We start from the raw sequence: 19986 nt of genomic DNA, 5'->3' as shown, positions 1-19986 counted from the left end.
CTGCTGAATGTGTCGATCACTGTCGGGCTCCTTTTGATTTGTGATGTGTACAGACCAGCAGATGTTTCAGCGGAACGTGCCGGGCGCCTTGAATAACAGAGGCTGCGGGCGCGCAGGTCGACATTGCAAACTATCGCAGGTAAACAATTGCGGGCGCTCAATCAGGTAGCCCTGAGCGTAGTCAACGCCAATCTCGAGCAATGCCTGCTCGATGTGCGGCGTTTCGACAAACTCAGCAATAGTGCGTTTACCCATGACATGGCCGATGTGATTGATCACTTCGACCATGGCGCGGTTAATCGGGTCGTCCAGCATATCCTTTACGAAACTTCCATCGATCTTCAGGAAGTCTACAGGTAAATGTTTGAGGTAGGCGAATGAGGACATTCCGGCACAAAAGTCATCCAGGGAGAAGCAGCAACCCAAGGCCTTGAGCTCATTGATAAAACGAATCGCGCTACCCAAATTGGAAATTGCGCTGGTTTCGGTGATTTCAAAACAGATCATGCCCGGTGGAATGCCATAGGCACTGAATTTCTCCCGCAGGAAGCTCAGGAAATCATCATCGCCGATGGTGATGCCCGACAGGTTGATCGCACACATCGCCATGGGCCTGCCGGGTCGCTCAAGCATGCAACGGGCAATCAACTTGAACACGTTCTCCACCACCCAGCGGTCCAGGGAGGTCATTAACCCGTAGCGTTCGGCGGCCGGGATAAAGCTGTCAGGCAAAATGATCCGCCCCGCCTCGTCGTGCAGGCGCAACAGAATCTCGATATGCCCGGCACCCGCCTCGGTGTGACCCAGGGGCGCGATTTCCTGGGCATACAGGCAGAAACGGTCCTCTTCCAGGGCCATGTGCAGGCGCTGGATCCAGGCCATTTCGCCAAAGCGCAAGGACAGTTCGGTGTCATCGGCATGATAGACCTGCACCCGGTTGCGCCCCTTCTCCTTGGCCATATAGCAGGCCATATCCGCGGCACGCAATGAAGTCTCCAGGGTGGTCGGTGTGTGCGAGATATGCACCAGACCGATACTGACCGTGGTGACAAACGGTCGACCTTTCCAGACAAAGTGCAAGTTTTGTACGGTATGTCGCAGGCTCTCGGCGATCTTCTCGGCCACCGGCGCCGGGCAGTTCTCCAGCAAGATGCCAAACTCATCCCCCCCAAGGCGGGCCAGGATATCGCCTTCGCGCAGGTCCGATTGCAGCAAGGCGCAGATATGCCGCAACAGTTCATCGCCCGCCGCATGGCCACAGGTGTCGTTGACCAGCTTGAACTGGTCCAGATCCAGGAACATCAAGGCATGACGCGCCGACTGCTGGCGCCCGATGCCATGCAGCACCTGCTCAAGGCGATATTCAAATTCACGCCGGTTGGCCAGCCCGGTCAACGCATCATGGGTCGCCTGCCAGGACAGATTGGCAATGTACTGGCGCTCCTGAGTCATGTCGTGCAACACCAACACCGCACCGCTGACCTTGCCAGCGCTGCGGATCGGTGCGCCCACCAGGGTCACGGAAACGGTGCTGCCATCCAGGCGCTGGATCAGCTTGGAGTGTTCGCTGCCACCGCTGAGTTGGCCGTCAAGAATATGGTCGATCAGGGTAAACCCGTCGACCTGGGCGTGCTCATCCAGCAAATTGAACAACGCGGCCAACGGCAAGCCTTGGGCCTGGGCCGCGTTCCAGTGGGTCAGGGATTCCGCCGCCGGGTTCATATACGCGATAGCCCCGTCGACATCGGTGGTGATCACCCCATCGCCGATGGACTCCAGGGTGATCTGCGCCCGCTCCTTCTCCAATTGCAAGGCATCGGCAAACGCATGACGCTGGGCCAACAGCTTGCGCGTGCGCAGCAACGCCAAGGCGATCAGCCCCAAGGCGGTGGCCAGGTTGGTGATCAGCAACAGGCGCAGAATCACTCTGGAGCCTTCACCCAAGGCGTCGCTGAAGGCCTTGGCCGCGGGTGTCACCCCATCGTTGATGGCGATGATGCGGTCTTTCCAGGCATGGATATCGGCACCACTGACCCGATTGGCGATGATTTGCCGGTGCATCTCCTGCGCCAGCTCATCAAGTTGCACCAGGTAGCTGTCACCGACGGTCCACAGTTCGATGGCTTTTTCCAAGTAGCTGAAATGGCGAAAGTTGAGATACAGCCAGATCAGGCTCGACACATCATCAGGATGGTTGCCGCCCTTGAGGATCCCCTGGCGCGCCGCCGCCAGATCAGGACTGGAGCGATCCAGGGCGATACGCAGCTCGTGCCCGCCCTGGGGTACGGCAATGGCATTCTGGTATTTGAGAAAGGTCGCCTGGTCGCGGTTGTCGGCGTACAGGGTCAGGTAGTAGATGGCGTCTTTCTGGCCCTTGGACCACAGGCTCTCGCCCGCCACGTAGCCACGCACAGCCGACAGCATGTAAAGACTGACGCAGCCCAGCAGTGCCTGGAACAGCACAACGGCAATAAAAGGCCAGACAATACCGAGCAAACGGGGTGTTCCGAGAGTTCGCTTCTGCTTCATGAGATCCCTTGCTTGAGCACAGGCGAGTAAAAACTGCTCCTGACAGCACAGCCGAGGCCAAACACGACCCCTTCAGGGCCGGAGCCGGGATCGATTCAGCGAACTTGTTGCAAGTGTCCATAAAGCTTGGCGTACAAGCCGCCATCGGCTATCAGTTGCTGGTGGTCGCCATCTTCGGCGATGTGCCCACCGTCAAACACTAACACCCTATCAGCCTGCTTCACCGCCGACAAACGGTGCGCAATGATCAGTGTAGTACGCCCACTGAGAAACCGCGCCAGGGCCTGGTGCAGGTTGTACTCGGTAGCCGCATCCAGGGCCGAGGTGGCTTCGTCGAGAATCACCACTTTTGGCTCGGCCAGCACCATCCGGGCAATCGCCAAACGTTGGCGCTGGCCACCGGACAGACGCACGCCCGAACGCCCGACAACACTGTCCAGGCCCTGGGGCAACCCTTTGACCGTAGCATCCAGCTGGGCAATTTCAAGGGCCTGCCAACAGGCCTGGTCAGTGCGCTCGCGGCCCATGGTGAGGTTGGCGCGCACGGTGTCGTTGAACAGCGCCGGATGCTGCAGCACCACCGCGACATGCTCGCGGATGGTTTCCAGGCCAATCGCCTGCTGGGTCGCGCCGCCGAAGCTGATCGTCCCCGCTTGCGGGGTGTAGAGCCCCAGTAGCAGTTGCACCAGGGTACTTTTACCGCCGCCACTGGCCCCGACGATCGCAACCTTTTCGCCGGGGGCAATGGCCAGGTTCAACTGGTTGAGCACCAGGTCTTCGCCGTAGCCGAAATCCAGGCCCCGTACTTCGATGCCCACGGTTTCGCGCCCGGTAAACGGATCCTCGCCCCCGGCATATTGCGGCTCGTCAGCTCGGGCCAGCAGTTCGTTGATGCGCGTCAGCGCACCGCCAGCGGCGTAGTAGGCGTACTGCAGGTTCAGCAGTTGTTCCACCGGGCCGATCATGAACCACAGGTAGCTGAACACCGCGAGCATCTGGCCGATGGACAGGTCGGAAAACAGCACCGTGAGCATCGCCGCCGCACGGAAAATATCGATACCAAACTGGAACAACAGGCCACTGGCGCGGCTGGAGGCATCGCTTTTCCACTGGGAGTTGATGGCAAAGTCGCGCACTTCCTGGGCTCGCTGCCCCAGGCGCCCGAGGAAGAAGCCCTGGCGATTGCCGGCGCGCACTTCCTGGATGGCATCCAGGGTTTCCGTGAGGGCCTGGGTGAACCGCGAGGTGCTGTCGTTTTCCAGCTTCTTCAGGTGCTTGACCCGCTTGCCCAACTGCACCGTGGCATAGATCACCAATGGGTTGAACAGCAGGATCAACAGCGCCAGCTTCCAGTGCATCCACATCAGGATGCCGGAGGTGCCGACCAGGGTCAGCATGGCCACCAGGAAGCGGCTCAAGGTTTCACCGACAAACTTGTCCACAGTGTCCAAGTCGGTCACCAGGTGCGTGGTCACGGTACCGCCGCCCAGGCTTTCGTATTCACTCAGGGAAATGCGCTTGAGCCGTTCGATCAACCGCACGCGGATGCGGTAGACAATATCCTTGGCCAGCCCGGCAAACAGGCGCGCCTGGACCACGTTGAACACCAGCGCCGCGCAACGCAGCACCAGAGTGATCAGCAGCATCAGGCCGATATAGCCTGCGGCCTGCTGCCAGGGTGCTGGCAACGCGTGGTTCATCACCTTCAGTGCGGCATCGCCATTGCCCAGCAACACCTCGTCCACCAGCAACGGCAGGAGCAAGGGAATCGGTACGCTGCACAGGGTCGCCAGAACGGCGACACCATTGGCGATCCACAGGTCTTTTTTATGACGCAGGGCCAGGCGGCGGATTTCTGCCCAGGTCAGCCGATCAACGCGTACGGCGGGTTGATCAGCCACAGGCGGCTCGCTCCAGCCAGCGACCGAGCAACGGCGACAGCTCGGACAGCGGCTGGTAGCCATTGGTCAACAAGGCCAATTGGCCATTGCGCTCGGCCAACAAGGTAGGGAAACCGGCGATGCCCAGGTCCTGAACCCAAGTGAAATCGGCGGCCGTGGCGGCATGTTGTTCGGCGCGATCAAAGGCCTCGGCAAACTCGATACGCGGCACTCCGGCGGTCTCGGCCAGTTCCACCAACACACTGGCGCGGGTCACATCGCGACCCTCGACGTAAAATGCCTGCTGGATCAGCCCCAGCAGGTTCCACGCACAATCGGGCGCCAAACCGCGAGCCGTCACGAGCGCCCGGCATGCCGGCTCCGTGTCATATACAAAGCCGTCAGGCAAGGCGCCCTCCAGGCGGAACGGCTGGCCAGTGGCTTCAGTCACCGCCTGCCAGTGTTCCAGGATATAGCGCCGGGTGGCCGGCTCCAGTGCCGAGCCACTGCCGGTGCGCAAACCGCCGACCACCAGGTGCAATTCCACGCCAGCCGCCTGGGCCTGCTCAACCAGGGCCTTGGCCACCGGGGCAAAACCCCAGCACCAGGAACACATCGGGTCCATTACATAGAGCAGGCGCGCGGACATGGTTCAAGCCTCGGTGGATGATTGCTTGTAGTTGTAACCAATCGGGTGCGGCATATTGCGGGCCTTGGCCAGTTCGATCTGCTTCTGGCGGTCGATCGCACTGCGACGGGTCTTCTCGGACAGCTTATCCCAGCAATGCGGGCAACTGATGCCGGCCACGTAATGCTCGGATGCGCGGTCCTCTACGCTAACCGGTGTGCGGCAGGCATGACATTGATCGTAGTCACCTTCGCTCAAGTCGTGGCGCACGGTCACGCGGTTATCGAAAACAAAACAGTCGCCCTGCCATTTGGTTTGCTCCTGGGGCACCTCTTCGAGGTACTTGAGGATGCCGCCCTTGAGGTGATACACCTCATCGAAGCCTTCGCTGAGCATGTAGCTGGAGGCCTTTTCACAGCGAATGCCGCCGGTGCAGAACATGGCGACTTTCTTGTGTTTGGTCGGGTCGAAGTTGGCTTTGATGTAGTCGGGAAATTCGCGAAAACTGGTGGTCTTCGGGTCGATCGCGCCTTCAAAGGTGCCGATCGATACTTCATAGTCGTTACGGGTGTCGATCAACAGCACTTCCGGATCGCTGATCAGGGCGTTCCAGTCTTGTGGATCAACGTAGGTACCGACTTTCTTGTTGGGGTCGACGCCTTCGACGCCCAGGGTCACGATCTCTTTTTTCAGCTTGACCTTGGTGCGGTAGAACGGCTGCTCATCGCAGTACGACTCTTTGTGGTCGATATCGACCATGCGTGGGTCGTTCTTCAGCCAGGCCATCAGGCCATCAATGCCTTCGCGACTGCCGGAAACGGTGCCGTTGATGCCTTCTTCGGCGATCAGCAAGGTGCCCTTGATACCGTTGTCGACCATGGCCTGCAACAGGGGCTCGCGCAGGGCGACGTAATCTTCGAGGGTGACGAACTTATACAGTGCCGCCACGACGATGGGTTGTGTCATGGGTGTTCTCTCCAGGTGGCTACCCTCGCAAAGGGTGAACCGGATGCAAAAAAAACGCGCCGACTGAGCGGCGCGTTGCGGATTCTATCAGGGATAAACCCCGAACTGTAGGAGCGAGCTTGCTCGCGAAAAACCTCAGAACACCGCGTGCTTTCAGAATGCGCGCGTCATCGTTAACGATCTTCGCGAGCAAGCTCGCTCCTACAGAGGTTGAGCATTACCGATCAATGTCCGCCGGCGCAGGTCGGCGAGGCCGGCGCTGCGTCGATTTTCGCCCATTCTTCAGGCGTGTAGGTATGCAGTGCCAGCGCATGGAACTCGCCCATCAGGTCACCCAACGTGGCGTAGACCTTCTGGTGGCGCTTGACGCGGTTGAGCCCGTCGAACTGCTGGCTGACCAGCACTGCCTTGAAGTGCGTCTGCAATCCACGGCTGTGCATATGGCTTTCGTCCAGCACACTCACGTGTTCCGGGCTCAGGGCGGCAAGTGCCGTCTCGATGCGCTGTTGCATGGTCATTCCTGGCTCCACTTACTTCTTGGCAGGCGCGGCGGCTTTTTTCGCCGGAGCCAATTCGTTGGTCATGTCTTCCAACAGCTTGTTCACGACCGGTACCGCGCTTTCCAGCTTGGCCTGGGTCAGTTGGGCCGATTGCTGGGTCAGTTGCGGCATTTTCTCCAGGACTTTCTTGCCCAGTGGCGATTTGTAGAAGGCAACCAGGTCCTTGAGTTCTGACTCACTGAAGTTGCTGGTATACAGCTTGACCATGTCCGGCTTGAGCTTGTTCCAGCCAATGGCCTGGTCCAGGGCGGCGTTGGCCTTGGCCTGGTAGGTGTCCAGCACGGTCTGCTTGGCGGCAGGCGCTTTGGTCTGCTCGAAGCGCTGGGCGAACATTTGCTGCACTTGCATGTACACCGGGGTGCCGAGCTTGTCTGCGTGAGCCAGGGTCAGGAAGGCTTCGGCACTGGCGTTGTGGCTGGCGGTATCGGCAAAAACCTGGCCGCTGGCACATACCAGGGCAACCGCGGTACAGATGGCACGAAGACGAGTCATCGAATTTCCTTTTCTAGCAGGCGAGGTAAGACCCCAAGGGCGACCATTCTGCGCCTAAAAAACGCCGGTACTCAACCCCACGCCTTGTCGGGCCTGGTTTTGCGGGGGATTGCCCGATGAAATGGCTTTTATGGAACCCAAGCGTGCCTCCAGGGCCTAAACTGCGCAAACCGACTACAAGGAGAGTCACCGCGATGAGCCGTATCGAAACCGACAGCCTGGGTGAAGTACAAGTCCCGGATGACGCTTACTGGGGCGCACAGACCCAGCGTTCACTGGTCAATTTCGCCATCGGCGAGCAACGCATGCCACTGGCCGTCCTGCACGCCCTGGCCCTGATCAAGAAAGCTGCGGCGCGGGTCAACGATCGCAATGGCGACCTGCCCGCCGACATCGCCCGCCTGATCGAACAGGCCGCCGACGAAGTACTCGACGGCAAGCATGATGACCAGTTCCCGTTGGTGGTCTGGCAGACCGGCAGCGGTACCCAGAGCAACATGAACGCCAACGAGGTGATCGCCGGCCGCGCCAATGAACTATCGGGCAAGCCCCGTGGTGGCAAGAGCCCGGTGCACCCCAACGATCACGTCAACCGCTCCCAGAGTTCCAACGACAGCTTCCCCACCGCCATGAGCATTGCCACCGTGCAGGCGGTGCATGAGCAGTTGCTGCCGGCGCTGCGCGAGCTGTCCGGTGGGCTGGCCGAGCTGTCGGCGCGCCATATGAAGCTGGTCAAGACCGGCCGCACCCACATGATGGACGCCACGCCCATCACCTTCGGCCAGGAAGTCTCGGCGTTTATTGCGCAACTCGATTATGCCGAGCGCGCCATTCGCAGTGCCCTGCCCGCCGTCTACGAACTGGCACAAGGCGGCACAGCAGTCGGCACCGGCCTGAACTCGCCCCATGGCTTTGGTGAGGCAATTGCCGCAGAAATTGCCGCGTTGTCCGGGTTGCCGTTTGTCACCGCACCCAACAAATTCGCCGCGCTGTCGGGCCATGAGCCGCTGACCACCCTGTCTGGCGCCCTGAAGACCCTGGCCGTGGCCTTGATGAAAATCGCCAACGACCTGCGCCTGCTGGGCTCGGGCCCACGCGCCGGGTTGGCTGAAGTGCGCCTGCCGGCCAATGAGCCGGGCAGTTCGATCATGCCCGGCAAGGTCAACCCGACCCAGTGCGAAGCCCTGTCGATGCTGGCCTGCCAGGTACTGGGCAATGACGTGACCATCGGCATTGCCGCAAGCCAGGGGCATTTGCAGTTGAACGTGTACAAGCCGGTGATTATCCACAACCTGCTGGAGTCGATCCGCTTGCTCGCCGACGGCTGCCGCAACTTCCAGGAACATTGCATCGCCGGCCTTGAGCCCGACGCCGAGCAAATGGCCGAACACCTGGAGCGCGGCCTGATGCTGGTGACGGCGCTAAACCCGCATATCGGTTATGACAAGTCGGCAGAGATTGCCAAGAAAGCCTATGCCCAAGGGCTGACACTGCGCGAAGCGGCGCTGGAGTTGGGCTACCTCACCGATGCCGAGTTCGACCAGTGGGTACGCCCGGAAAACATGCTCGAAGCCGGGCACTGATCCCCTCTCCTACAGGGGTTGTATCAACCTTGCACGCCGGGCCTTGAGCCCGGCGATCAAGGACGGGGCCAACGCCACCGATGCCGATCCCAGCACCACCAGTACCGCGCCACCGTAGCCAAGGCCATTGATCTGCTCGGCGTGCACATAGTCGGGCCACAGCCAGGCCGCAATCGCCACCGCCACGAACGTCACCAACGGCGTGATCGCCAGGGTCGCGCTGACCCGCGAAGCCTCCCAATGGGCCAAGGCCTCGGCAAAAGCGCCGTAGGCAATCAGGGTATTGAAACAGCACGCCAGCAACAGCCAGCCTTGCAAGGGGCTCAGTTGCAGCGCTGCCATGGGATGCACCCACGGCAGCAGGAGAAATGCGCAGCACAGGTAGATCACCATCATCACCTGCAGGGAATTCCACACCGTCAACAACTGCTTCTGGCCCAAGGCGTAGAACACCCAGATAGTGGTTGCCAGCAGAATCGTCAACACCCCGGCGGTGTAGGTCCCCAGGGACGTCAACAACTCTGCCAGGCGCTGGTTGAAGAACAGCGCAAAACCGATGATCAACACCAGCAGGCCTACGCCCTGCCCCAGGCTGAAACGCTCCTTGAACAGGAACACGCTGGCAATCATCAGGAAGATCGGCCCCATCTGCACCACCAGTTGCGCGGTGCCGGGGCTCAACATCTTCAGCCCGACCAGATAGAGCACGTAGTTGCCCACCAGTCCGCATACCGCCATCGCCACCAGCCAGCCACCGCGCTTGCCCAGGACTTTCGGGCTGGGCAGACGCTTGACGGCGGCCAGGTAAATGAACAGGCAAGTGCCGGACACCATCAGGCGAAACCAGGTCACGGTGATCGGGTCCATTACCTGCAAGACCTGCTTGAGCTTGATCGGCAGAATGCCCCAGAGCAGCGCGGTCAGCAGGGTCAGGGATAAACCGTAGACCCAGCGGCCGGAAGAGATGTGCATGAGTGCCCCAAGAGCCAGAGGAGTGAGGGATGCATTCTATGGGGATGCGAGGTGATTGAGGTAAGCGCCAATCAAAAATGTGGGAGCGGGCTTGCTCGCGAAAGCGGTGGGTCAGTCAGATATTTACCAACTGACCCACCGCTTTCGCGAGCAAGCCCGCTCCCACATTTGATCTTCGGTGTTTTATAGATCAGCGCACGGCTTCGAACAACCCGGTCGCCCCCCATCCCACCACCGACGCACATGGTGACGATACCGTAGCGCAAATCACGCCGCTGCAGCTCACGCACCAGATGCCCGACCTGCCGCGAACCGGTCATGCCGAACGGATGGCCAATGGAGATCGAGCCACCGTTGACGTTGTATTTGGCATTGTCGATTTCCAGGCGATTACGCGCATACAGGCACTGCGAAGCAAACGCCTCGTTGAGTTCCCACAGGTCAATATCCGCCACTTGCAGGCCACGGGCCTTGAGCAATTTGGGCACCGAGAACACCGGGCCGATGCCCATCTCGTCCGGCTCGCAACCGGCCACGGTAAACCCTCGGAAAAACGCCTTGGGCTTGAGCCCCAGTTCCAGGGCTTTTTCCAGGCTCATCACCAGGGTCATCGATGCGCCGTCAGACAATTGCGAGGAATTGCCTGCCGTCACCGAGCCATCCTCGGCAAACACCGGCTTGAGCCCGCTGAGGCTGGCCAGGGTGGTGTCTGGGCGGTTGCAATCGTCGCGATCGACCACGCCATCAAGAATCTGTACCTCGCCGGTGTTTTTATCCTCGACCTTGTACTTGACCGCCATGGCTACGATTTCATCATCGAACAGCCCGTCAGCCTGGGCCTGGGCGGTGCGCTGCTGGCTTTGCAGGGCGTACAGGTCCTGCTCCTCGCGGCTGACGTTATAGCGCCGAGCGACAATTTCGGCGGTCTGGCCCATGGGGAAATAAATGCCCGGCACCTGCTCCTTGAGCAATGGGTTGATCAGGTTGTCGGTATTCACGCTTTTCATGGTCAGGCTGATGGACTCGACGCCACCGGCAACAATGATGTCGCTGCAACCCGAGGCAATCTGGTTCGCCGCGATGGCAATCGCCTGCAGCCCCGAAGAACAGAAACGGTTGAGGGTCATGCCGGCGGTGCCAGTGCCAAGGCGCGACAGCACTGCCACGTTGCGGCCGATGTTGTAGCCCTGGGCGCCTTCGTTGGAGCCAGCGCCGACGATGCAATCCTCGACGCTGCTGGGGTCGATGCCGTTGCGGGTCAACAGGGCGTTGACACAATGCGCGGCCATGTCATCGGGGCGGGTCTGGTTGAACTTGCCGCGAAAGGACTTGGCCAGGCCGGTTCGCACGCTGTCGACGATCACTACTTCACGCATGGGCTACCTCGATCTTGTGGTTGTTGGGAGACAGATCGAGGATAGATCCAGCGCCTGGCGATCGCGACGATCATTCACCTGGCGTATGCAAAAGCATGGCGTTCCTACTTGCCCTTCTTCTTGTCGTGTTTATCGGACTTGGCGAACGCCTCTTCCAGCGCCAGGTTGATGGTGCGCAATACCTTGACCCGCGCCCAGCGCTTGTCGTTGGCCTCAACCAGGGTCCAGGGGGCGATCTCGGTGCTGGTGCGGTCCACCATGTCGCCCACCGCTGCCCGGTAGGCATCCCACTTGTCGCGGTTGCGCCAATCGTCTTCGGTGATTTTGAAGCGCTTGAAGGGGATTTCTTCGCGCGCCTGGAAGCGCTCCAACTGGGTGTCCTTGTCGATGGCCAGCCAGAACTTGACCACGATCACCCCGGCGTCGCGCAGTTGCTCCTCGAAATCGTTGATCTCGGCGTAGGCCCGCATCCAGTCCGCCGTGCTGCAGAAGCCTTCGATTCGTTCCACCAACACCCGGCCATACCAAGAGCGGTCAAACACGGTGAACATGCCCCGCGCCGGGATCTGCCTCCAGAAACGCCACAGGTACGGCTGGGCCCGTTCGTCTTCGGTGGGCGCGGCAATCGGTACGATGCGGTATTGGCGCGGGTCCAGCGCCGCCGCTACCCGGCGTATCGCCCCGCCCTTGCCCGCCGCGTCGTTACCTTCGAATACGGTGATCAGCGCGTGCTTGCGCATGCGCTTGTCGCGCATCAAGCCCGAGAGCCGTGCCTGTTCGGTAATCAGTTGCTCTTCGTAATCGTCCTTCTCCAGGCGCTGGGTCATGTCCAGGCTGTCGAGCAGGCTCATCTGGTCCACCGATGATGGCAATGGCGCCGGATGAATACCGCTGACCTTGGTTTTTGGCACCTTCAGGGCATTTTGCAGGCCCTCCAGCAAGATCTTGCCCACCGTCAGCCCACGGTAATTGGCATCGACGCCTTCGATCACATGCCAGGGCGCGTAGTCCCGGCTGGTGCGGCGCAGCACGCGCTCACCAAAATGCACGAACTTGTCGTAGGTCTCGGACTGCTGCCAGTCCAGCGGGCTGATGCGCCAGCTGTGCAGCGGATCGTCCTGCAAGGCCTTGAGCCGTGCCTTCATTTGTTTCTTGGACAGATGGAACCAGAACTTGAAGATCAGCGCGCCTTCATCGCAGAGCATCTGCTCCAGGCGTTCGGCCCCGGCGATAGCCTGGTCCAGTCGCGCACCCTTGATCTGCCCATGGACCCGCGCCTGCAACATCTGGCTGTACCAGTTGCCGAAGAACACCCCCATGCGCCCCTTGCCCGGCAATTGCCGCCAATAGCGCCAGGCCGGCGGGCGCGCCAGTTCTTCGTCGGTCTGCTGGTCGAAGGTACGCACTTCGATCAGACGCGGGTCCATCCATTCGTTGAGCAGCTTGACCGTTTCGCCCTTGCCGGCGCCTTCAACGCCATTGATCAGGACGATCACGGGGAAGCGTCCCTGCTGGTGCAACTCAAACTGAGCCTCCAGCAAGGCTTCACGCAATGCCGGGACTTCTGCGTCGTAAATGTCTTTATCGACGGCGTGACCGATTTCTGCGGATTCGAACATGGGCGACTCCCTTCCAAGATGGATCAAGACTAGCGGATTGGGCTTCGCGGCGGGCAAGCAATTCCATAGGGCTTGCCGTGGATCAATCCGCACCCCTGCCAGCTAGTCTTCCGGCAGATGGCAGATGTCCAGGTCCTGATGCTTCATCATCTGCTGGGTCAGGCGCTCCATCATCTCGTTGATCGCCTGCCTGCGCGGCGCGCGCAGGGCTTCCATTTGCGCCAGGTATTGACCGTCGGTGAGATTCTGGCTGTTCTCGAAAAGCGCCTGCTGCTGTTCATCAAACGGCTCGGCTGCGCGGCTGAATGTCTTGGGAAACTGCTGTTTGAGGTGGGCCTTCCAGAACGACAGCTGGGCAATAAACCGCAAAAACAACGGTGACAGTTCGGCGCTGAGGACTTGCTCATGCGCCTGCTCCAGGTTCTCGCTGGTCAAGTCCGCCAATGACGCGTAGCGCATGTGCTTGGGTTGCCCCGGCAACTGCAGGATCTTCGCCAGGCCGACCCGATACGCCAGGCTGACCTCCAGCGGATCTTCGCTGGCATGTTCGGCGGCGTAAGTGGCCGCAATCTTTTCCAGTTCACTGAGGCGAAACAAACCGCGCCCCAGGGTCAGCAGCACCCCGGAGTTGCCTTGCCCTCGACTGGCCTGGCGCGTGGCGTTCGCCACGGCCTTGAGCACTTCGACCTGGCTGAAAATCTCTGTCGCGCCATCGACACAGTTCGCCGGATGGGCCACCAGTTGAAACACCTGCTCGCGCAACTCGACGCTGTCATGGGTCGCCTGCAGGACTTCCCAGACCCGCCGGGTCATGTCCTCGCGCACGTAACGGCTGTCGGCGGCGCCGGAGAGTTGCGCCAACAACGTCATCAGTGGCATCGATTCCGGATCGTCGCGCAGGTTGGCCCAGATCGCCCGCTTGCTGGCATCGGCCGCCGCCACCTCGTCTGGCAGCCAGGTGCGCCTGGCCTTCAGCTCAGTGAAGCGTGACTGATCGTCCTCCACATAGCCCATGCCAATGCCCACTTCATCGCGGTAACGAATCAACGCGGTCATTGTCGTCGAGGACAAGGGGTTGCCCCCCAGATTGATCGCCTGGCTGAACCTGCGTGTCGACGCGAACAACCAGTCGGGCAATACAGTGATCCAGTTGCTGCGCAGGTCGACCTGCTCCAAATGGGCCAGGCGTGCGATCCCGGTGGGCAGGTCCACCAGCTTGGCGTCCTCCAGCAACAGGGTATGCAAGTCGCGCATGTTGCTCACATCCAGATGCGACTCGATGGGGTTGTGGCTCAAGTCCAACAGACACAAGGTGCTCATGTCCGCCAGTTTGCGCCGGGTGTACTCAGTCAGCGCCAACTGATTGTGGGGCAAACACAGGCTGTTGAGTTCGGGCATGCGCGAGAGGTATTCCGGAAGCCGGGTCAGGCGGTTGCGGTCCAGATTCAGGCGCCGCACGCCCTTGAAGCACTTGAGGAAATACGCCACGTCATCACCCAGGCGCATGTTTTTCAGGGACAGGTGCCGCACATGGTCGAAGCGGATCTCGGCGGCCAGGTTCGGCAAGGCGCCCACGCGCATGCCATCCAATACCAACCCCGGCACGGGCACTTGTTGATCATCGAGGACAAAGCTCTGGCGGCGCCAGCAGGCTTCAATCCGCTCGGCCACTTGCTGGCGGCTCTGGCGCACATCAGCCATGCCCGGCTGCGCCTCCAGATCACCGACGTTGTTCTTCCAGTGTTTGAGGATCGTGCGCAGGTGCTCCAGGTCAGCCTGCAGGCGGGCAACGGCCTTGGCCTGGGCCAGGGCGTCGGTCCCCAGGCTGCGCAACAACTCTGCGGCCTGGACATCACTGAACAGGGGATAAATTTTCTGCACCTTGCCCACCAGTGGCGAGCGCAGCGCCAAAGGGCTGGTCGGTGAATCCGCCAGGCGGCAGGGGACCTCCAGCGCTCGGGGCTCGCTGGCCTGATCGGAAAAGGCTTCACCCGCCACCCCACGCTCGCTCTGCGCCCGGGCAGCCACCCGGCGGCGCAGTCTCCAGCCGCTTTCGCCAGGATTGAGCGGCAACTCCAGGGCGCTGCGCTGGGTAGCCGAGAGCGTGTGCATGATTGCCTCGAACAGCCCGTCGGAACCGGCTTGGGCCGGCCCCCATGCTGACGCCGTGGGCATCGAATGGCGCAAACCCCGCCGCCGAACTGACCACCACCCGACGCTCACTCGCGCCCGCCCTCGCCCCCCAGGGCCAACAGCGGCCCGGTGGGCGAATCCTGACGCAACTCCAATTGCAGTGCGCTATCCCAGCCTTCGAGGCCCGGCAGCATGCGTACCGCCACGCACTGGGTGTCGAGACCCGCCAACTCCGGCTGCTCGAAACCGGCCAGGGCACGATCCAGGCGCTGTGTCTCAAGGGTCACGCGCGCCGACTCTGCCAGGGCCATGGGCACCCGCTGATTGTCCCGCAGGGCTTGACGCTCCAAGGAGGACACCTGGGCCATGAGCTCGCGCATCACCCGGGTGGGCAGTTGCGGGTAGGCCTGGCGCAGCGCTGCCCACTCCTGGGGCAGCGGCCCGTCGTAGGCCTGATACAGCTGTTCAAACAACGGTTTGCGATCAGCCTTGAGGTGGGCGAGCAATTGACGCGCCAGCGCCCCGTGCTCGTCATTGGCGGCCACCCCCTCACCCAATAGTGCAGCCTTGTGTTGCGTATCCAGGCCAGCCAGCAGCACATCAAATACCCGCCCCTGAGCCACCGCCTGCGCGTCGATGCTCAAGCGCCCTGCGGCATCAAACGGGCCGGCGGCGGGATAACGCGCCGTGACGCTACCCTGGGCATCCAATACCTCGAAATAATGGCCCTCGGGCCAACCCGGCAGCAGCGGCAAAGCGTGCATCTGGGTAGCCGCACTTTGCCCATTGAGGTAAGCGCCACGCTCCAATAGCCAGACCAGATCGCGGATCGACTGCTCCAGCCTGAAACGCTCGTACAGATCACGAAAGCGCGCCGGAAAGGGCAGGCACTCGTGCGCCAGGTGATACCCCCAGCGGTGGGGCTTATCGATGATGTCCTTGACCAGCCGCAGCTTGCGCGAGTCCAGCGCAGGGTGGCGACTGCTCGGCTCCAGACGGGAAAACAGATAGTCCTGGTCTTCCCACTCGTCAGGATCCTCGAACGCAAAGCGCCAGGCCCCCTCGCCGTTGTGCAACATCACCGGACGATAGGCCGCCTGCCGCGTGCGGTGATTGGCCCGCCACACGCCCTGCTGGGGCTCGTAGGTCACCTGATGCAGGTTGTCGCCGACTTTGACGTATGAGCGCGCGCCCACCTGGTAGACGCCTTGCGCGTCGGCAGCCACCTCGTCGATCAGGTGTTGATCGTGGGAATACTGCCCGAGGTCTGGCCGCCACAGGCGTGGCTGCCCGTCGTTGGAGCGCACCGCTTCCAGCGTCTTGAAGTAATCGGCATAGCTTTGTCGGGCGCGCTTGAAGACCTTGCCCACCACCTTGGCCCCCGCGGCGAACAACACCATTGAAGTAATGTCCTGCGCCACGGCAACCAATTGTTTGAGCGCTTCTTCCTGGTCGCCACGGCGCCAATCTTCAATGCCGTCATACACCTCGCCGAGCATCTGCCCCACCGCCACGCTGGTCATCAACAGGCCCAATGCCGGGACCACAAACCCAGCGAGGTTGAGCAGCGTCAGCCCGGCGTCCAGATAGTCCAGCAGGCGCTGTTTGCGCACCTCTTCATCCACATCCGCCACTGGGACCGCCAAGGTCCGGGCGTCGATCTGCAATTTGCCCGCATAGGTGGCGAAAAAGTGCTGCGCCAGGCTAGTGGTGATGGGCCTGGCCTCCAGCACGCCCAGGGTGCGGCGCTGGTCAAAGTGCCGGAAAAAACCGACCCGGTCTATTTCGCCCAGGTAAGCGGTGAAAAACGTGCGGTAGGTGCGCACTTCCAGCTTCAGATCCAGATAGACCTTGAAGTCGTTGAGCGAGGGGTACTCAAAAAAAGGTCGCCCCGGCTCATTGGGCATGTACACCACACAGGGCTCCTGCGGGTAATCGGCAATCGGCCGGCCAGAAAACACCACCACGCTCCACAGGCAGCAATCCAGCGCACTCAAGCCCTGCCAGATGACCTGGCGCCCTTGAAACAACAGGCCCCTGGCCTGCACCGGGTCCATCTTGCGATCCAGCAGGGTGCATAACAGGCCATAGGTCTGGTGGGTGATATCGCCGCGCATGCAGGCCATGTGCGCGTCGATTTTCATGTCCAGGGTTTTCATCCAACCGATATCGAGCGCCACGCCATTGAAATAGGCGTCATCGCCGGGCTCACCAACGTCGAGGTTGAACACGTCACTGATGTGCTGCTGATACAAGCGCCCTACATCAAGGTCCCGGCAGCCCTTGGCAAACGCCTGCACTGAGACAGGGCTCACCCCACGCAGGGCTGAGCCCAATTGCAGCCGCGACTGCGGCGCAAAATGCGCGTCTTGTGTTTCCTCCTCGGTAAAGTTCTGCAGGGCCATGTGCAGCAGGGTCTGCTGCTCCAGCTTGGTACTGCGGACATATTCCAGCGGCAGGACGTCTTTCTGGTATTCGTAGAAAGCCCGCACAAACAGGTCCTTCTGCGGCTCGACCGTGACCTGCCAGTGCCTCTGGCAGTAGGCCTTCAACTGCGCACTGCAAAATTCATCCAGTGACCGCAACGGGCGCAAGCGGCCTGCGACTGCGGCCCTCGCCTCGTCAATCTGCGCAGCATCGCGCTCCAGCGCCTCCAACACCCCTTTGGGAGCGTTCAGCATCCAGCCCGGCAGGCGCTTTTGCAGGACCTCGGCCTTGGGCAGGTCGTTGGTGATTTCCAGCAACGCGGCTTGCAACTGGCGCTGGGTCAATTGAGTACATGTCTTGGTCAAATCATCCTGGTCCGGCATGCGCAATGTCCTTTATTGCCCGTTAATCAGCCATTCACCATAACCCGACGCAAGCCATTGAATTTACGCAGATAGTTGATCGATACCGGGGTCATTGCAGGCATTTTTTGCGTGCAAACAGCAGCGGGCTACCACCACAGGCCGGCGTGGATCGGCCGCCGCTCCCGTGATCGGCTAGAATGGCCGCCTTGTCTTTGCCGAGTTGCCCATGAACCCCGTATCGCCAAATGCCCAGCTTGACTGGGACGACCAGGGACGCCCGCGCTCGCGGGTCTTCGACGACGTGTATTTCTCCGATCAGTCGGGCCTGGACGAAACCCGTTATGTGTTCCTTGAACAGAACCATCTGCAACAGCGCTTTGCCGCGCTGCCCGCGGGTGGGCGACTGGTGATTGGTGAGACGGGCTTTGGTACCGGGCTGAACTTCCTGTGTGCCTGGCAGTTGTTTGACCAGCACGCCGCACCCGGCGCCCGCCTGCATTTTGTCAGTGTGGAGAAGTACCCCCTGAGCCACACCGACCTGCAGCGGGCCTTGGCCCTATGGCCGGAACTCCAGCCCTGGGCCGAGCAACTGCTGGCGCAATACATTGCCATTCACCAGGGTTTCCAGCGCCTGGTGCTGGACGCGGGCCGCGTGACCCTGACGCTGTTGATTGGCGATGCCCTGGAGCAACTGCCGCAACTGGACGCGCAGGTCGATGCGTGGTTCCTCGACGGGTTTGCCCCGGCGAAAAACCCCGACATGTGGACCGCCGAGCTGTTCGCCGAACTGGCGCGGCTGGCGGCACCGGGCTCGACCATCAGCACCTTCACCAGCACCGGCTGGGTACGTCGCCTGCTCAATGGCGCCGGGTTCAAGATGAAACGCACGCCGGGCATCGGCCACAAGTGGGAAATCCTGCGGGGTGAATTCCTCGGTTGGCCGGCTGAAACACCGCCACCCACAGCCATCAAGCCCTGGTTTGCCCGTCCGCCGGCCTACACCGGCGAGCGCCGCGCCCTGGTGATCGGCGGCGGCCTGGCCGGTTGCACCACAGCGGCCAGCCTGGCGGCACGCGGTTGGCAGGTCAGCCTGCTGGAACGCCACGCCGGCCTGGCGCAAGAAGCCTCGGGCAATCCGCAAGGCGTGCTGTACCTCAAGCTGTCCGCCCACGGTACCGCGCTGTCGCAACTGATTGTCAGTGGTTTCGGGCATACCCGGCGCCTGCTGCAACACCTGCAGCGCGGGGTCGACTGGGACAACTGCGGAGTCCTGCAACTGGCCTTCAACGCCAAGGAAGCCGAGCGCCAGGCGCAGTTGGCGGCGGCCTTCGACCCACAGCTGGTGCATCAGCTGGATCAACAGCAGGCGCAGGCACGGGCGGGTATCGGCCTTGGATCAGGTGGATTGTTTTATCCCGAAGGCGGCTGGGTCCATCCACCCGCACTCTGCGATTGGCAGGCGCACCAGCCAGGCGTCGAGGTCCTGACCCATCATCATGCGCTGGACCTGCGCAAGGTCGGTGACCAGTGGCAGGCCTGGAATGGCCAACAGTTGCTGGCCAGCGCAGCGGTGGTGGTGCTCGCCGGGGCCGCCGAGGTCAAGGCTTTTGCGGCGGGCGCCGAGTTGCCCCTCAAACGCATTCGCGGGCAAATCACCCGCGTGCCACAGACCGACACCAGCCAAACCCTGGCCACGGTGGTGTGCGCCGAAGGCTACGTGGCACCGGCGCGCCAGGGCGAACACACATTGGGGGCCAGCTTCGACTTCAAAAGCTGTGACCTGACCCCCACTGCCGCCGACCATGCGGGCAACCTCGAACTGCTGGAGGCGATCTCGCCCGACCTGGCTGCGCGCCTGCAGGCGTCGACCCTCGCCCCGGACAGCCTGCAAGGCCGCGCGGCCTTTCGCTGCACCAGCCCCGATTACCTGCCGATTGTCGGGCCGCTGGCCGACAGCCCGGCATTCGCCGACGCCTACGCGGCGCTGCGCAAGGATGCACGCCAGACGCCGGACGTTGCCTGCCCTTGGATGGACGGTTTGTATGTCAACAGCGGCCATGGCTCCCGGGGCCTGATTACCGCACCGCTGAGCGCCGAGCTACTGGCCGCCTGGCTCGACAATGAGCCGTTGCCCTTGCCCCGAAGCGTGGCCGAAGCCTGCCACCCGAATCGCTTTGCCTTACGCACCCTGGTGCGCAGCAATACCCTCAAGCGCGATCATTCAAACTGACGGCAAACCCCAGCCGATCAACTCCTGGTATTTCAACGCCTCCTCGCTGAGGCGTTCCAACTCGGCGCGCCGGGGTTTGATCGCGTGTCGGTGTCACCTGCAACGCTCCTTATCGACGCACAGGCCATTTGCCTTATAACGCATTGTTCTAAAACTCCCGCAACACGCATGGGGTCAGTCTCTGGGTACCCGCCGTATTGGCGCGTGCGCTTTTATCCCTCCCCAA

At 61.6% G+C, this 19986-nt stretch carries 12 protein-coding genes and 2 pseudogenes; 2 read left to right on the top strand and 12 right to left on the bottom strand.

The window, feature by feature from the left end; all coding sequences use genetic code 11:
• Positions 1-66 precede the first annotated feature (66 nt).
• From JTY93_RS08785 to JTY93_RS08760, 7 genes and pseudogenes are all read right to left on the bottom strand, one after another.
• Complete coding sequence (locus tag JTY93_RS08785) at positions 67-2529, bottom strand: EAL domain-containing protein (RefSeq protein ID WP_205480023.1); 2463 nt, start codon at positions 2527-2529, stop codon at positions 67-69.
• A gap of 95 nt (positions 2530-2624) precedes the next feature.
• On the bottom strand, positions 2625-4493 hold the full coding sequence (locus JTY93_RS08780; RefSeq protein WP_240344633.1) for an ABC transporter ATP-binding protein: 1869 nt from the start codon (positions 4491-4493) through the stop codon (positions 2625-2627).
• Positions 4423-5025, bottom strand: coding sequence for a DsbA family protein (locus JTY93_RS08775; protein WP_205480055.1), 603 nt, complete (start codon positions 5023-5025; stop codon positions 4423-4425). The genes JTY93_RS08780 and JTY93_RS08775 overlap by 71 nt, the downstream gene beginning before the upstream one ends.
• Positions 5026-5061: 36 nt before the next feature.
• Positions 5062-6003 (bottom strand): oxygen-dependent tRNA uridine(34) hydroxylase TrhO, encoded by a 942-nt coding sequence (gene trhO / locus JTY93_RS08770; protein ID WP_205518992.1) that lies wholly within the window; start codon positions 6001-6003, stop codon positions 5062-5064.
• Positions 6004-6106: 103 nt separating this feature from the next.
• Positions 6107-6196: pseudogene (locus JTY93_RS28965) on the bottom strand (outer membrane lipoprotein carrier protein LolA); the annotation flags it as partial.
• 31 nt (positions 6197-6227) lie between these two features.
• The gene (locus JTY93_RS08765; protein WP_029298730.1) at positions 6228-6521 is read right to left on the bottom strand and encodes a BolA family protein; all 294 of its coding nucleotides are present in this window, start codon (positions 6519-6521) and stop codon (positions 6228-6230) included.
• 12 nt (positions 6522-6533) lie between these two features.
• A complete protein-coding gene (locus tag JTY93_RS08760) occupies positions 6534-7055 on the bottom strand; it encodes a DUF2059 domain-containing protein (RefSeq protein ID WP_205480037.1) in 522 nt (173 codons plus the stop codon).
• A gap of 194 nt (positions 7056-7249) precedes the next feature.
• Between JTY93_RS08760 and JTY93_RS08755 the strand changes: the two genes are divergently transcribed.
• On the top strand, positions 7250-8638 hold the full coding sequence (locus JTY93_RS08755) for a class II fumarate hydratase (protein ID WP_205480039.1): 1389 nt from the start codon (positions 7250-7252) through the stop codon (positions 8636-8638).
• A gap of 9 nt (positions 8639-8647) precedes the next feature.
• Here JTY93_RS08755 and JTY93_RS08750 read toward each other — a convergent pair whose 3' ends face one another.
• From JTY93_RS08750 to JTY93_RS28955, 5 genes and pseudogenes are all read right to left on the bottom strand, one after another.
• The gene (locus tag JTY93_RS08750) at positions 8648-9610 is read right to left on the bottom strand and encodes a DMT family transporter (protein ID WP_205480042.1); all 963 of its coding nucleotides are present in this window, start codon (positions 9608-9610) and stop codon (positions 8648-8650) included.
• A 190-nt stretch (positions 9611-9800) separates the two neighbouring features.
• Positions 9801-10986, bottom strand: a pseudogene (locus tag JTY93_RS08745) (thiolase family protein).
• Positions 10987-11090: 104 nt separating this feature from the next.
• Positions 11091-12605: a polyphosphate:AMP phosphotransferase gene (gene pap / locus JTY93_RS08740; protein ID WP_205478834.1), complete on the bottom strand. Its 1515-nt coding sequence runs from the start codon at positions 12603-12605 to the stop codon at positions 11091-11093.
• A gap of 102 nt (positions 12606-12707) precedes the next feature.
• A complete protein-coding gene (locus tag JTY93_RS28960; RefSeq protein ID WP_240357279.1) occupies positions 12708-14780 on the bottom strand; it encodes an NEL-type E3 ubiquitin ligase domain-containing protein in 2073 nt (690 codons plus the stop codon).
• Between the two features lie 44 nt (positions 14781-14824).
• Positions 14825-17548, bottom strand: a complete 2724-nt coding sequence (locus JTY93_RS28955) for a dermonecrotic toxin domain-containing protein (RefSeq protein ID WP_240357278.1) — start codon at positions 17546-17548, stop codon at positions 14825-14827.
• Between the two features lie 208 nt (positions 17549-17756).
• On the opposite strand from JTY93_RS28955, the gene mnmC reads away from it, so the two are divergent.
• A complete protein-coding gene (gene mnmC / locus JTY93_RS08730) occupies positions 17757-19760 on the top strand; it encodes a bifunctional tRNA (5-methylaminomethyl-2-thiouridine)(34)-methyltransferase MnmC2/FAD-dependent 5-carboxymethylaminomethyl-2-thiouridine(34) oxidoreductase MnmC1 (protein ID WP_205478829.1) in 2004 nt (667 codons plus the stop codon).
• The last annotated feature ends 226 nt before the right edge of the window (positions 19761-19986 follow it).

It is taken from the genome of Pseudomonas hygromyciniae (assembly GCF_016925675.1).
GTDB classification, from domain to species: Bacteria; Pseudomonadota; Gammaproteobacteria; order Pseudomonadales; family Pseudomonadaceae; genus Aquipseudomonas; species Aquipseudomonas hygromyciniae.
Note: the sequence above shows the minus strand (reverse complement) of the source record. Positions and strands in the feature narration are given on the sequence as shown.

Coding starts and splice junctions, on each gene's coding strand:
- JTY93_RS08785 (WP_205480023.1), bottom strand. CDS start 2,529: ATGAAGCAGAAGCGAACTCTCGGAACACCCCGTTTGCTCGGTATTGTC.
- JTY93_RS08780 (WP_240344633.1), bottom strand. CDS start 4,493: ATGGCTACCAGCCGCTGTCCGAGCTGTCGCCGTTGCTCGGTCGCTGGC.
- JTY93_RS08775 (WP_205480055.1), bottom strand. CDS start 5,025: ATGTGTTCCTGGTGCTGGGGTTTTGCCCCGGTGGCCAAGGCCCTGGTT.
- trhO (WP_205518992.1), bottom strand. CDS start 6,003: ATGACACAACCCATCGTCGTGGCGGCACTGTATAAGTTCGTCACCCTC.
- JTY93_RS08765 (WP_029298730.1), bottom strand. CDS start 6,521: ATGACCATGCAACAGCGCATCGAGACGGCACTTGCCGCCCTGAGCCCG.
- JTY93_RS08760 (WP_205480037.1), bottom strand. CDS start 7,055: ATGACTCGTCTTCGTGCCATCTGTACCGCGGTTGCCCTGGTATGTGCC.
- JTY93_RS08755 (WP_205480039.1), top strand. CDS start 7,250: ATGAGCCGTATCGAAACCGACAGCCTGGGTGAAGTACAAGTCCCGGAT.
- JTY93_RS08750 (WP_205480042.1), bottom strand. CDS start 9,610: ATGCACATCTCTTCCGGCCGCTGGGTCTACGGTTTATCCCTGACCCTG.
- pap (WP_205478834.1), bottom strand. CDS start 12,605: ATGTTCGAATCCGCAGAAATCGGTCACGCCGTCGATAAAGACATTTAC.
- JTY93_RS28960 (WP_240357279.1), bottom strand. CDS start 14,780: ATGCCCACGGCGTCAGCATGGGGGCCGGCCCAAGCCGGTTCCGACGGG.
- JTY93_RS28955 (WP_240357278.1), bottom strand. CDS start 17,548: ATGCCGGACCAGGATGATTTGACCAAGACATGTACTCAATTGACCCAG.
- mnmC (WP_205478829.1), top strand. CDS start 17,757: ATGAACCCCGTATCGCCAAATGCCCAGCTTGACTGGGACGACCAGGGA.